Raw genomic sequence first — 14,214 nt, 5'->3', positions numbered from 1 at the left:
CTTAAGCCAACCAAAAGAAAAAGCTTCTCACACACCTAGCTTAACTTAGCTAGGTGTGTGGCAATCTTTTTCATATTCTGGCAAGCAGCGGTGAGAAGCACCTGCTCACTTGCATTCCTTAATCCCCGTAACCGGCAGTAGCGAAGCCCATGCAATTCTTTTGAATCTGCAAAGCTTCGCTCTACCTTTTCTTTTCTAAATTTATATAGTTCTTTCCCAGATGGGGAAAGGCGATTTAATCTAACTTGATCTTTATGATCTTCCCAAACATGTCGAGTTACTACTTTTTGGTTGTTTTTCGACCTTGTACACTGTGAGAGTAGAGGACATGTTGCACATTTCTTGGGATCAGATTTATATTCTCGATATCCCTCTCTTGTAGTTGTTCGATAAGTTAACTCATCCTTATTTGGACAAATATATAGATCATTCTCTCTATCATATGTAAATTTCCATTTAGGAAACAAACCTTTGGTTGGTTTAAATCTTCTATGAGCAATTACTCCAAATATGTTTCTATCCGATAATCCCTTACAAACAGCACTAGTTAGATATCCTGAATCCAAAGCTGAAGCTTCTACTTTAAAACCAAATCGCTCGATTTGACGGTCAAGTCTTGATAAATAAGGAACAGAATCATGGACATTACCTGGTGTAACATACGCATCAGTTATAATATTGAATTTAAAGTCTGTCGTTCGATGATCTAGGTAACAGAACATTTCCTGTTTGTTATCTCTAGACATAAATCCACTTTCAGGATCTGTTGAACTTACACGTATTTCCTTAGTTTCCTTCACCTCCTCTCTTTCTTTCAGAGCTTTTTTCCATGTTCTTTACGATCTTGTTCAATAGCTTTATTTAAGTCTTCAATATAATCTCTAGTCTCAACCTCAACCGTTTCTCTAGTGAATTTGTGTTTATTCGCATTAGCTTTTAAATGAGTAGAATCTGTAAAGAGAACTCTTCCTCCTACCATACGATGTTCCATTGCCTGAAAGACAATCTCATCAAAGATTTCTTGGAATATATTTGTTTCTTTATAACGAGTTCTACGATTCCAACTTATTGTAGAATGATGAGGAACTCGATCAGATAATTTCAATCCTAAAAACCATCTATAAGCAATATTCATTTTAATTTCTTCTTCTAATTGTCTCTCAGAGCGAATTCCATATAAATAGCCAACAAACATCATTTTAAAAAGAACTAAAGGATCAATTGAAGGGCGTCCATTATCCTCACAATAATAAGGTTTTACCTTTTCAAGAATGAATGAAAAATCTATATATTTATCTATTTTTCGAAGCAGATGATTTTCAGGAACAAGGTCATCTATTACTATAAATTCAACTTCATTTTGTGTGTTTTCTCTTGTATTGAACATAAATATCACCATCCCCAATTTGTTATATATATTATACCAAATTAACGCGGTGAAAAGTAAAAGTAATCAGACAAAATAATAGGCTGCCGAGGTTTCTCGACAGCCTGAGAAAGAGCCGAAGCTCTTTCTTTTTGCTTTAATCCAAACTACCTTCAAGTTTATGTAGTTCATATAAAGTCCCTAATAAGATAGGGTGAAATAGTAAGACTTTTGTAAAAACTATTTCACCCAGAACATAAGTTATTCATCTTTTTGAATTTCCCACATTAAAAATTGACCTTCTTTTTCTTTACAAATAAAACCGAGCTTTTCGAATAGTCTAATTGAATGTTTATCATTCTTCTCACATTCCATTACAACTTTTTTAACAGACATCTGATATGTTAGCCAATCAATAAAAGCATCAACTGCTTCATATGCAATTGTTTCGTCTAAAGTCTTATCTTCAACATGGTAACATAAGTGAACTTTTCCTTCTTTAGAAGGATTTCCTTGCAATAAAATATCACCAATAATTTTCTTGTCCTCATACATAATAATCATCCACAATCCGCATTCAGATTCTTTTTCCTTCTTCTCCAAACTCTCAATATAGAAAGGTAAAAATCCTCGTACATATGAAGATGGCCAGCTTTTAGGGATTTCAATAGGTGAACGTTTATCTAATTCTTTTCTATGAAATACTAATGATTTTGCAATATCAAGTGAACATGGGACAATCATTAACCGGTTTGTTAAAATTTCAATCAAGCCATTCTCTCCCCTCTGATTGATTTTAACATCATGAAAAGAAGTAAATGCTAAGTGGATTACGCACTTATCATATATGTTACCTTAAACAATATTTTTCTTGTTTCAAGACAATAAAAAAAGGCGGTTTAGAACATTTTATTCTAACCCACCCTTAAAATATGTTTAAAACCCTAAGATTGCTTTAATGACTGACGTTGTTTCTCCACCGTGATAAAAAACATATAAAAGTAAATAAACTGCAACACCAGTGATGGCTGTAAAAAACCAAACAATACTTGTTACCGGACCAAGTTTTCGATGTTTTGCATAGTTCTTTTTATAACCAGTAATTAAAGAAATAATACCTAGTACAGCTCCAATTGTTGCTAATGTTATATGGAAGATAAGAAAAATTGTATAATAAATCTTTAACTCATCTGGTCCACCGAAAGCTGTATTGCCGATAAAAATCGTGCGAGAAGCATATATAACAAAGAAAATGATAGCTGATATAGCTGCTAAAAACATTACCTTCATATGTGCTTCAATTTTTCGTTGTTTAATTAGGTACCAACCAATTGCTACAAAAATCGCACTAATAACGATAAAGGAGGTACTTATTGTTGGTAAAATCGGTAGTGATGTATTCATGTCTCTTCCTCTCTTATAACTTAAAATACTTATGTAAGGCTGACTGATATAAGATGTCAGCCTCCAATAATTCATATATTATTTTACTGGTTCTGGAGACAGGTTCTTTTTCAACTCAAGTTCATCTCTTCGTCTCTCATTACCTGCCCATTTAAAAAAGATATAAGCAAGAATTGTCCCATAAACAATTTCTTGGATGATTTTCATCAACACTCCGCCAAGCTGTTGATCCTCAACAAGTGGTAATGTATTAAACATATCAGGACCTGTAAGATTTAATCCAGATAGCATATCAGCTGGAACACATAATTGTAATGCATTAATCCATGCTTGTGGCTCGGAATAAGTTAAATAAAGTGGATCATTAGCAAAAATAATAAGTGCACATGCAGGTGTTAATAAAACTCCATCAGCAAAAATATATCCTACTTTTTTTATACCTGTAAGCGATTTCCAATCTGATAATGTATTTAATAACGGCCACCACATACACATAGCACCGATGAAAATAGCTGTCGTCATGATCGCGTGATACAATGAATCAGTTTTCACAAAATCGAAAACTAGCGGAACATGATAAAGTGAAAAAACTCCATTAAATACAATTAAAGCTATTATTGGATTTGTTAATACTTTCATTATAGGCTTTATTACTGGACGATATATTATTGATCTCCATAGCCAATCCGGTACTCCCAAAATAATAAATGGGGGTACAACTAAATATAATATTGCCATCTGTGTCATATGAGCACTAAACATAATGTGCCCAAGAAGATCAACAGGACTTCCTTTACTAATATAGATAAACAGTATAGCCGTGACAAAAAGTAATTTTTGTTTATTTGAAACAGGAGAACTATCTTTAAACTTAGTTCGCCAAGGTCCAATGATCAAAAAATAGATGGCTACAATCACAAGTAAAACAATGAAAAAATACGGACTCCACAAGGCACGAAATCCAAATATATCAAAGCTCATCTTTAAGTCAGCTCCTTAAGCTAGTCTTTCAGGATTATTATACACTTTTAGTTCATAGCGTATCAATGAACGTTCTATGACAAATACATTAGAGGTTTATTAATGATAACACTCTAAGAGAGCCTAATATATATCTAAATACATTTGCTATTAAGGGGATAATTTAATTATTTATATACAACTAACCAATAATTATATCCCGTTTAAGTGGGTATTTAAGGATTAACGAATAAAGAAAGAGCAATCAGCATATACGCCAATTGCTCTTCATTGTTTTCATTACCACCAAATGATCGTAACGAAAGCTAAAACTGTTAAGCCAGCAACTCCTACACCTGAAAAAAGAAATAATGCTGGAGTTTCATGTCCTTTATGACTCATATGCATAAAGTAGTAAAGCTGGAAAATGACTTGAATAACCGCAAGAGTAATGATAAAAGGAATCTTGAACCATTCAGCAATTCCATCATATCCTACAGCAATAAATGCGACAATTGTTAAGAAAATCATCATGCCAAATGTTACAACCTGATGTTTCATATCCTCTGCATTTTTTTTACGACGATAAGCAAGATCTACTTTAGGGTTTGTTGAATTATGATTATTTGCCATCAGTTTATCCCACCATTCCCATTAAGTATACAACAGTGAAAATGAACACCCAAACAACATCAATAAAGTGCCAATATAAACTTGCAACATAATATTTAGGTGCATTATACAAACTTAAGCCACGTTTTGCATTTCGAACAATTAAGGTAGTAATCCATAATAGACCAAAAGCAACGTGAAGTCCGTGTGTTCCTACTAGCGTGTAGAAAGAAGATCCAAGTGCACTACTAGTAATTGTGAATTCAAATTCATGGACATAATGATTAAACTCATAAATTTCCAAAATCAGGAATGCCAATCCTAATAGAACAGTAATGATTAACCAAAGTTGCATTTTACCAAAATTGAAGTTTTTCATATGGTACATTGCATATACACTAGTTAAACTTGATGTTAAAAGTAACATCGTTGCTGCAAATACAAGAGGAATTTCAAATAACTCTTGTGTGGTAGCCCCACCTGCAGTAGATTCTCTTAAAGCTAAGAATGTTGCAAAAAGAGTTGCAAAGAGTACTGTCTCTCCACCAAGGAATAACCAAAAGCCAGTAAATTTATTTTTGCCTTCAAGGGTTGACTTTTCAGGCGAAGCAGGGAAATTTTCTGCTGTTAATTTTTCTTCAACAGATGCCATTACGCTTTCCCTCCTTTATCTTCATTAAGTAAGTCCTCTTTATGGATATGATATCCATGATCATCAATAACAGAACGTAAGAACATACAAGCGAAAGTAATAATGAAACCTACAATGATCGCAGGAAGTCCCCAACTGTAATCTTCACGGTACATTAATCCAAATGATACAATAAATAATCCAAATGACATAATAAACGGTAGGATTGAACCGTTAGGCATATGAATGTCACCAAGTGGTTCTGCTGGTGTCATTTCTTTATTTCCTTCCATCTTCTCAATCCAAAGAGCATCTAATCCACGAACAAGTGGAGTTTGTTTAAAGTTATACTCAGGTGGTGGTGATGAAATCGCCCACTCAAGTGTACGACCGTCTCCCCATGGATCTCTTCCAACTTTTTTACCCTTTACTGCCGTGTAGACAATATTAATAAGTAAAAGAATTGTTCCAGCTGCCATTAAGAAAGCACCGATTGTACTAATAAAGTTCCCTGTATCTAACCCTTGACCAGGTAAGAATGTGAATACACGACGAGGCATCCCCATTAAGCCTAAGAAATGTTGGATAAAGAAAGTTAAATGGAAACCAGTAAAGAATAAAACAAAGGTTACCATGTTTAATTTTTCATTTAACAATTTACCAAACATTGTTGGCCACCAGTAAATGGCACCAGCAAATAATGAGAATACTACCCCACCTACAATTACATAGTGGAAGTGAGCTACTACAAAGTAACTATCATGGTATTGATAGTCAGCTGCAGCCATAGCAAGCATTACACCTGTTACTCCACCCATAACGAATGTAGGAATAAATGCTACAGACCATACCATTGGGGACGTAAATTTAATAGATCCACCCCAAATTGTAAATAGCCAGTTGAAAATTTTAATACCTGTTGGTACAGCGATTGCCATAGTAGCTACCGCAAAAATAGCATTTGCAATTGGTCCTAAACCAGTTGTAAACATATGGTGAGCCCAAACCATGAACCCAAGGAAACCGATTAAAACTGTAGCAAATACCATTGATGAATATCCGAACAAACGCTTTCTTGCAAAAACCGGAAGAATATCTGAGAAGATACCGAAAGCAGGTAATACTAAGATATATACTTCAGGGTGTCCAAAAATCCAGAAGATATGTTCGAAAATTACAGTGTTACCGCCTAAAGCAGGGTTAAAGAAAGCAGTACCAAATAAACGATCAAACATTAGAAATGCTAAACCTACTGTTAATGCAGGGAAAGCAAATAAAATAAGTGCAGAAGCTACAAATGTAGTCCATGTAAATAATGGCATACGCATGTAAGTCATTCCAGGTGCACGCATGTTAATGATTGTTACAAGGAAGTTAATCCCAGCTATCAACGTACCTAGACCTGAAACCTGTAATCCTAATAAGTAAAAATCAACACCATGTCCTGGTGATTCTAACGCTAAAGATGCATATGACGTCCAACCTGCGTCAGGTGCTCCTCCTAAAAACCAACTTAAGTTTAAGAAAACTCCACCAAAGAAGAATAACCAAAAACCTAAAGAGTTTAAGAATGGAAATGCTACGTCACGAGCACCAATTTGTAATGGTACAACCGCATTCATTAATGCGAATAATAAAGGCATTGCAGCTAAAAATATCATTGTCGTTCCATGCATTGTTAACACTTCATTGTATAAACCAGCACTAACAAAATCATTGTTCGGAACGGCTAGCTGAATGCGGATCATCATTGCTTCTAATCCACCAACAAGGAAGAAGAAGCCACCGGATATCAGGTAAAGGATAGCGATTTTCTTATGGTCTACCGTTGTGAGATAGTCCCAAAGAACAGCGCCGACCCCTTTTTTCTGAGTTAACGTGCTCACAGTGTTACCTCCCTTTTCATTTAGCTCTTAATTAATTACTTGAGACTTTAAGTCCCATTAAATATTCAGTTAGAGCATCCAACTCTTGATCATTCAATTCTGGATAAGTACCAGTCATTTTATTTCCTGGCTTGTATGCTTCAGGATCTTCTAACCAAGCACGAACGTTCTCAGCATTGTGTTCAAGAACACCTGCTACACGAGCACGCTCTCCAAATGTTGCTAAGTTAGGAGCAGTTCTTGCAGCTGCTGGTCTCTCATCAGTAGGAGAAACAGCATGACAAGCAATACATCCTTTTTCTTCAAATAATTGCTCACCTTGTTTTGCTAAATCAGTTGATGCAACTGCATTAGCATTTTCCATGCCAGAGATCCACTGGTCAAATTCGTCTCTGGAAATAGCTTTTACTTTAAAGTCCATTAATCCGTGTGAAGGTCCACAAAGTTCAGCACATTTACCATAGAAATACTCACCAGCTTGGTCAGCTCTTGCTGAATCAAACTTTAACCACATTTGGTTTACATTGTCTACGTTCGTATCCATCTTTCCACCAATTGATGGAATCCAGAATGAGTGCTTAACATCAGAAGCAATCAAGTTAAAGTAAACTCTCTCATCAGTTGGAACGACTAAATCTTGACTCGTAACTATTCCGTAATCAGGATATTCAAATTCCCACCAGTATAGATTTGCACGAACATTGACAACGATCGCGTCTTCTGGTTTACGGTTCTCATCATCGATAGCATCCACCTCTGCAAGTTTAAATGTTGCAGATACCACAGGCACAGCTAAGACAAGAAGTAACAAAATAGGAATAACAGTCCAAATGATTTCTAGCTTATGATTCCCTTCAACTTGTACAGGAATGTTGTCTTCTCCCATTTTGCTTCTACGGAATTTCATTACAACATAAATGAAGATTACCGTTACGATTGCAATAACGACGACCATAACTAAAGTACTTAATACCATGATGTCGTACTGCATATCCGCTACTTCACCAGCAGGTTTAAGCGTGGAAAGAAACGGTTCACCGCAGCCGGCTAAGACAAGCGTCATAACTGCGAAAAGTGAAAACAGACGCCATTTTGTCAGCCATTTTCTCATAGCCAAATCAAACCCCTCTTTCAGTAAATTAAAGTCCTATCAATTTTACAGGAACTCTTGTATAAATAAATTCTTTTTAAAGAAAGAATTTCACAATTAGATAATGGTGAATAACACCATTGATACAAACAAAATTGTTAAGTAGTTAATTGAATAGACGAACATTTTAGTTGCCCATTTCATTTCAATTTCTTTATTTTTAAAGCCTTTTATTCCAATTATTACCCACCCAATATTAAGAATGGTTGCTAGAATCAGAAATCCCACACCAAGTTCATATAAGTAAAATGGCAACGGTATTAAGCATGCAACCCATACCATAATTTGACGTTTAGTAACATCAAACCCATGAACAACAGGAAGCATTGGAATATTAGCAGCTCGATACTCTTCGGTTCTTCTCATTGCTAAGGCTAAAAAATGTGGTGGTTGCCAAATGAACATAATTAAAAATAGTACCCATGCCATAACACTTAAGTTAGAGTCAATTGCCGCCCATCCAATTAAAGGTGGAACAGCACCTGAAACACTTCCAATAACAGTATTAATGGTATATAAACGCTTAGACCACATTGTATACAAAAAGATATAAGTAACAACCCCTACCAACGAAATAATTGTCGCAGTGATCGTTGTCATAAGCATTAATGCAAATCCTATAGTTAACAGAAAGATTCCAATCCACAATGCATGCATTGGGTTCATTTTTCCAGTAACTGTTGGACGTTCCTTTGTTCTTTCCATTAAATGATCAATATCCCTGTCATAATAATTATTAATTGCACAGGATCCAGCGATTACTAATGAAGAACCAAGCAATGTAAATAGTACGACATCAATATTAGCTAGGAATCCTTTACCACTAAAGTAAAGAGCAAGCCAAATACCAGTAAAGGTAGTTATTGCATTTGAGTTAACAATCCCTACTTTAATTAATGAAAGGAAATCCTTCCAGAGTGTCGTCTCACGTATATCATTTGAATGATGCTTAATTGCAGCCTCATCCAAAACTTTTGTATCTGCCAATTCATTACCTCCTTACCCAATATAACCTAAAATATTTAGGCTATTTCAATTTCCTTCACCTGTCTTTAAAATACTTGCTTTTGAAATAAACAGTCTCTTCTATTACATATGATAACATAGTTAAGAGAAGTAAGATGAAGGCGGTTGCAACCTGCTAATTTTCTATATCTTATCATACTAAAAAAATAAACATTTAAAAACGGTCTACTTGATATTAAAACATAATTCTTTCTTAAATTGTGAATAATTTATGAAGTATTTTTGTCGAAATTGTGAAGCGATACATCTCCCTTGAACTATACTACTATACCAAGCCTTCCTATTTTATCATAATTTCCATTTCAATTCTTAGGAAAAAATAGTTATTGTAATAAAAATAATGGTACCTTCTATTTTTCTAGTAAACTCCTAATACATATTCAACCCCTTTAACGGAGCAATAAATTGTGACGACTATATTTGACACCCTTTTCATAAAACTTAAGAACTTTGTGAACATTTTACGTTATTTATTGTCTTTTTCTTATACATTGTGTACGATACGGTGGAGTATTTTTTTCTAATATTTATCTCAATTGACTATACTTAAGTAGGTGAACATGTTGCAACGTGCTCTTAAATGGTTCGCCGTTTTGACAACAGTGATTATGTTGTGTGTTTTAATTGGCGGAGCTCTTGTTACGAAAACTGAGTCAGGTGCAGGATGTGGAGATTCTTGGCCGCTATGTCACGGCGAGCTTGTACCGAGTGAAATCACTTTTGAACTCGTTATAGAACTTAGTCATCGTTTGGTTAGTGGACTTGCTGGTATAGCTGTGTTAATTCTCTCAATATGGTCCTGGAAACAAATAGGTCATGTAAGAGAAACAAAGTTTTTAGCTATACTATCAATGTTTTTTCTAGTATTGCAGGCCTTAATTGGAGCTGCTGCTGTTATGTGGGGCCAATCAGATGCCGTTCTTGCTCTTCATTTCGGTATATCGCTTATTTCCTTTGCATCTGTATTGTTATTAACACTATTAATATTTGAAGTTGATAAGAAATTTGACTCAAAGACATTAATAATTGATAAGACTATGAAATTTCATATGGTTGGCATTATCGTCTATTCATATGTTGTCGTTTACACTGGCGCATATGTTAGACATAAAGGTGCAAGTCTAGCCTGTCCAGAATGGCCGATGTGCAGCGGACGAGCAGGTGGACTGCCGACTACACTGCATGAATGGATTCAAATGGGACATCGAATGGCTGCGGGCATTATTTTTATTTGGATAACATATACCGCATGGCGTGCATTTAAGTATCACAAACATCAAAAAATTATTTATAAAGGTTGGATGATTGCCTTTATTTTAGTATGTATGCAGGTAACATCCGGAGCATTTGTTGTTTTATCAGGGTTAAATCTTTTTGTATCGTTAGCTCATGCACTTATAATTTCATGTTTGTTTGGACTATTCAGCTATTTCCTTTTATTAGTTAGTCGTAGTAATTTAAATACTGAGGTTAGTTCAACAACTGAACATTCATTTTCCAAATAAAAAAAGAGGCCTTCGCCTCTTTTTTATTTTCTCTAAAGTATTGGTAGATTACCCTTTAGAAATTTCTATTAACAAATCACCAGATTGAATTCCCTCACCATTAGTAACATGAATACTTTTAACAACTCCTGTAAAGGGAGCTTGAACTGTAGTTTCCATTTTCATAGCTTCTGTAATAATTAAATGATCACCTTTGTTCACTTTTTCACCTTTTACAACTAACACCTTAATAACTGTTCCCGGCATAGTCGCACCAATATGTTCTCCATTGCTTTTATCAGCTTTAAGCTTTGACACTACCGTAGATTGTATGTTTTCGTCTTTAATCAACACTTCACGGGGCTGACCATTTAATTCAAAATAAACAACTCTATGTCCATCAGCTTGAGGTTCACCAATTGAAACAAGTTTCACTATTAATGTTTTACCTTGTTCAATCTCAACCTCTATCTCCTCACCCAACCTCATTCCATATAAAAAAGTTGGGGTATCAAGGACAGAAATATCACCATACATATCACATGTTTTAATATATTCAGAAAAGACTTTAGGGTAAAGAGCATTAGAAATTAGTTCAAAATTAGTTACAGGTCTTCCCAAACTATGAAATAGCTCTTCTTTCATAGCTTGAAAATTTACTGGTTCAAGTTTTTCACCAGGTCGCTCGGTTATAGGAGTGCGACCTTTTAAAATGATTCGTTGTAATTCTTTAGGAAACCCTCCATGCGGTTGCCCTAAATACCCCTCAAACAATTCAATAACTGAATCAGGAAAATCCAGAGTTTCGCCCTTTTCAAAAATATCATCTTCATTTAGTTTATTTTGAACCATGAATAGTGCCATGTCGCCAACAACCTTAGACGAAGGGGTAACTTTGACTATGTCACCGAATAGATCATTTACTCTGCGGTACATCTCTTTTACTTTATCCCATTCATCACCTAGTCCAACAGCCTTTGCTTGTTGCTGAAGATTACTATATTGACCTCCTGGCATTTCGTGCATATAAATTTCTGAATGTGGTGCGTTCATACCACTCTCAAAGTTAACATAATATTTCCTAACATTCTCCCAATATTGTGAAAGCTGTTCTAATGACTGTATATCTATATTTGGTTGTCGCTCATATCCTTCTAAAGCATAATAAAGGGAATTCGCACTTGGTTGTGAGGTAAGCCCTGCCATTGAACTTACCGCTACATCAACTATATCTACCCCAGCCTCAATTGCTTTTGAATAGGTAAAAATTCCATTACCACTTGTATCATGGGTATGAAGGTGGATTGGGAGATCAACTGCATCTTTAAGGGTAGATATGAGTTCATAGGCTGCTTTAGGTTTAAGTAAACCTGCCATATCCTTAATCGCTAGAATATGCGCACCAGCTCGCTCAAGCTCTTTTGCCATATTTTTATAATATTCCAGATTATATTTAGGTCTGCTTGAATCCAATATATCTCCTGTATAGCAAATAGCAGCTTCTGCAATTTTCCCAGATTTACCTACCTCATCAATTGCCAATGTCATTCCTTTAACCCAGTTCAAACTGTCAAAAATTCTAAAAACATCAATACCTGCATATGCTGATTTTTCAACAAATTCCTTTATGACATTATCAGGATAATTTTTATACCCAACTGCATTTGATGCTCGCAGTAGCATCTGTAACAATACGTTTGGCACTTTATCACGAATTGTTAATAAACGATCCCAAGGATCTTCTTTTAAAAAACGGTAAGAAACATCAAAAGTTGCCCCGCCCCACATTTCCAAAGAAAATAAATGAGGTAACAATTGCGAAGTTGGTTCAGCTATATTCTTTAAGTCATTTGTTCGCACTCGTGTTGCAAGTAAGGATTGGTGTCCATCTCTAAATGTTGTATCTGTTAACAGCACTTGATTTTGATCCTTTATCCACTTAATAAGCCCTGAAGCTCCTTGTTTGTCTAAAATTTGTTTCGTTCCATTTAATTTTTGTTCAGAGTACTTGACTTTTGGAACAACAGGTTTCTCAAACACAGGCTTCTTTTGTTTATCTATTCCAGGGAATCCATTTACAGTAAGAGTTCCAATGTATGAAAGCATTTTTGTTCCCCTGTCTTTCCTTTTTGGAAAAACAAATAACTCCGGTGATGAGTCGATAAAGGATGTATTATATTTTCCACTTAAGAAGTCCTCATGCTTTACTACATTTTCTAAGAAAGGGATATTTGTTTTAATTCCTCTTATTCTAAATTCCCTTAAATTTCTGACCATTTTAGATGCAGCTTGTTCAAATGTTAAAGCCCAAGTCGAAAGCTTTACTAGTAATGAATCATAGTGAGGAGTAATAACAGCCCCTTGAAACCCATTACCTGCATCTAAACGAACACCAAAGCCGCCACCAGATCGGTATGCCATAATTTTACCGGTATCAGGCATAAAGTTATTTAAAGGATCTTCTGTCGTTACCCTTGATTGAATTGCATAACCATTTACTTTAATTTGATCTTGAGATAGAATGCCAATCTCTTTACTTGCCAGATTATGACCCTGAGCTATTAGAATTTGAGTTTGGACAATATCAATTCCTGTTATCATTTCAGTTATCGTATGTTCAACCTGTACACGTGGATTTACTTCAATGAAATAATAGTGATCTCCTGAAACTAAAAATTCAACTGTTCCTGCATTTAAATATTTCACATTATCCATAAGCTTTACAGCATCATCGCAAATCCTAATACGAAGGTCCTCCGATAAAGAAACACTAGGTGCTACCTCAACAACCTTTTGATGACGTCTCTGGACAGAACAATCTCTTTCATAAAGGTGAACAGTTTTCCCGTCATGATCTCCAAATATTTGAACTTCAATATGTTTAGGATTCTCAATAAATTTTTCTACATAAACCTCATCGTTCCCAAAAGCTGCTTTCGCTTCAGATTTTGCTCGTTCATATGATTCTTGTAAGCTTTCTTTACTTCTTACAATTCTCATACCTCTTCCACCGCCTCCTAGTGAGGCCTTAATCATAAAAGGATAATCGTATGTATCTCCAAATTCAATCACTTCATCAAGGTTTGCTACAGGACCATCACTCCCCGGAATAACAGGTATATTAGCTAGTTCTGCTTGTTTTCTTGCCTTTACCTTATCTCCAAACATATCTAAATGCTCAGATTTAGGACCGACAAAAATGATTCCTTCTTCCTCGCATCTTCTAGCAAAATGAATATTCTCAGATAAAAAACCATAACCTGGATGTATTGCATCAACCTGATTATTTTTTGCGATCTCAATGATTCCTTCGATATCAAGATAGGCATCAATTGGTTTCTTTCCTTCTCCTACTAAATAAGCTTCATCAGCTTTATAGCGATGATATGATCCTGTATCTTCTTTCGAATAAATCGCTACTGTCCTAATATTCAACTCTGTACATGCCCGAAAAACCCGAATCGCTATTTCCCCTCTGTTTGCAACTAAAAGCTTATTCACTTTACCCATTAAATCATTTCCCCTCCTAAAACAAACAATTAGTTTGCAATTAGTATAACACATTGAATAAAAATGTTATACAGAAAATCAATGGCTATTTGGCCTTTTAGACTAACACAGCAGGTAGTTATCTTCAGAATATAAATAAAATACCCGTCAGACAGACATTTGTGACTGATGGGTATTTAAGTAAA

Annotated in this window: 11 protein-coding genes; 1 reads left to right on the top strand and 10 read right to left on the bottom strand. The window is 35.1% G+C overall.

Annotated features, from left to right (window positions below):
* Positions 1–35: 35 nt before the first annotated feature.
* The 9 genes from LPC09_RS08975 to cyoE form a co-directional block, all read right to left on the bottom strand.
* Positions 36–1,387 (bottom strand): IS1182 family transposase gene (locus LPC09_RS08975; RefSeq protein ID WP_176551265.1). Its coding sequence is split into 2 segments (ribosomal slippage): positions 36–820 and positions 820–1,387, totalling 1,353 coding nucleotides; the frame shifts between segments, so codons are not numbered across the junction.
* A gap of 240 nt (positions 1,388–1,627) precedes the next feature.
* Entirely contained in the window at positions 1,628–2,137 is a 510-nt protein-coding gene (locus LPC09_RS08970; RefSeq protein WP_231309448.1) for a GNAT family N-acetyltransferase, read from the bottom strand.
* A 165-nt stretch (positions 2,138–2,302) separates the two neighbouring features.
* A complete protein-coding gene (locus tag LPC09_RS08965) occupies positions 2,303–2,770 on the bottom strand; it encodes a DUF420 domain-containing protein (protein WP_098799410.1) in 468 nt (155 codons plus the stop codon).
* 78 nt (positions 2,771–2,848) lie between these two features.
* Positions 2,849–3,751, bottom strand: a complete 903-nt coding sequence (gene ctaG, locus LPC09_RS08960) for a cytochrome c oxidase assembly factor CtaG (protein ID WP_098799409.1) — start codon at positions 3,749–3,751, stop codon at positions 2,849–2,851.
* 279 nt (positions 3,752–4,030) lie between these two features.
* Positions 4,031–4,363 (bottom strand): cytochrome c oxidase subunit IVB, encoded by a 333-nt coding sequence (gene ctaF, locus LPC09_RS08955; protein WP_098799408.1) that lies wholly within the window; start codon positions 4,361–4,363, stop codon positions 4,031–4,033.
* Positions 4,364–4,367: 4 nt separating this feature from the next.
* Positions 4,368–4,994, bottom strand: a complete 627-nt coding sequence (gene ctaE, locus LPC09_RS08950; protein ID WP_098799407.1) for a cytochrome c oxidase subunit III — start codon at positions 4,992–4,994, stop codon at positions 4,368–4,370.
* On the bottom strand, positions 4,994–6,859 hold the full coding sequence (gene ctaD, locus LPC09_RS08945) for a cytochrome c oxidase subunit I (protein ID WP_098799406.1): 1,866 nt from the start codon (positions 6,857–6,859) through the stop codon (positions 4,994–4,996). The genes ctaE and ctaD overlap by 1 nt, the downstream gene beginning before the upstream one ends.
* A gap of 31 nt (positions 6,860–6,890) precedes the next feature.
* Positions 6,891–7,970 carry a cytochrome c oxidase subunit II gene (gene coxB, locus LPC09_RS08940; protein ID WP_098799435.1) on the bottom strand — a complete coding sequence of 360 codons (1,080 nt, stop codon included), beginning with the start codon at positions 7,968–7,970 and terminating at the stop codon, positions 6,891–6,893.
* A gap of 96 nt (positions 7,971–8,066) precedes the next feature.
* A complete protein-coding gene (gene cyoE / locus LPC09_RS08935) occupies positions 8,067–8,996 on the bottom strand; it encodes a heme o synthase (RefSeq protein ID WP_098799405.1) in 930 nt (309 codons plus the stop codon).
* Positions 8,997–9,598: 602 nt separating this feature from the next.
* Here cyoE and LPC09_RS08930 point away from each other — a divergent pair.
* The gene (locus LPC09_RS08930; RefSeq protein ID WP_231309741.1) at positions 9,599–10,540 is read left to right on the top strand and encodes a COX15/CtaA family protein; all 942 of its coding nucleotides are present in this window, start codon (positions 9,599–9,601) and stop codon (positions 10,538–10,540) included.
* Positions 10,541–10,588: 48 nt separating this feature from the next.
* On the opposite strand, the gene pyc is transcribed toward LPC09_RS08930, so the two are convergent.
* Positions 10,589–14,029, bottom strand: a complete 3,441-nt coding sequence (gene pyc / locus LPC09_RS08925; RefSeq protein ID WP_098799403.1) for a pyruvate carboxylase — start codon at positions 14,027–14,029, stop codon at positions 10,589–10,591.
* Positions 14,030–14,214: the final 185 nt, after the last annotated feature.

The organism is Metabacillus sp. B2-18, assembly GCF_021117275.1.
Taxonomy (GTDB): domain Bacteria; phylum Bacillota; class Bacilli; order Bacillales; family Bacillaceae; genus Metabacillus.
The sequence above is the reverse complement of the archived record's forward strand: the minus strand, read 5'-3'. Positions and strand labels throughout refer to the sequence as shown.

Coding starts and splice junctions, on each gene's coding strand:
- ctaE (WP_098799407.1), bottom strand. CDS start 4,994: ATGGCATCTGTTGAAGAAAAATTAACAGCAGAAAATTTCCCTGCTTCG.
- ctaG (WP_098799409.1), bottom strand. CDS start 3,751: ATGAGCTTTGATATATTTGGATTTCGTGCCTTGTGGAGTCCGTATTTT.
- pyc (WP_098799403.1), bottom strand. CDS start 14,029: ATGGGTAAAGTGAATAAGCTTTTAGTTGCAAACAGAGGGGAAATAGCG.
- coxB (WP_098799435.1), bottom strand. CDS start 7,970: ATGAGAAAATGGCTGACAAAATGGCGTCTGTTTTCACTTTTCGCAGTT.
- LPC09_RS08965 (WP_098799410.1), bottom strand. CDS start 2,770: ATGAATACATCACTACCGATTTTACCAACAATAAGTACCTCCTTTATC.
- ctaF (WP_098799408.1), bottom strand. CDS start 4,363: ATGGCAAATAATCATAATTCAACAAACCCTAAAGTAGATCTTGCTTAT.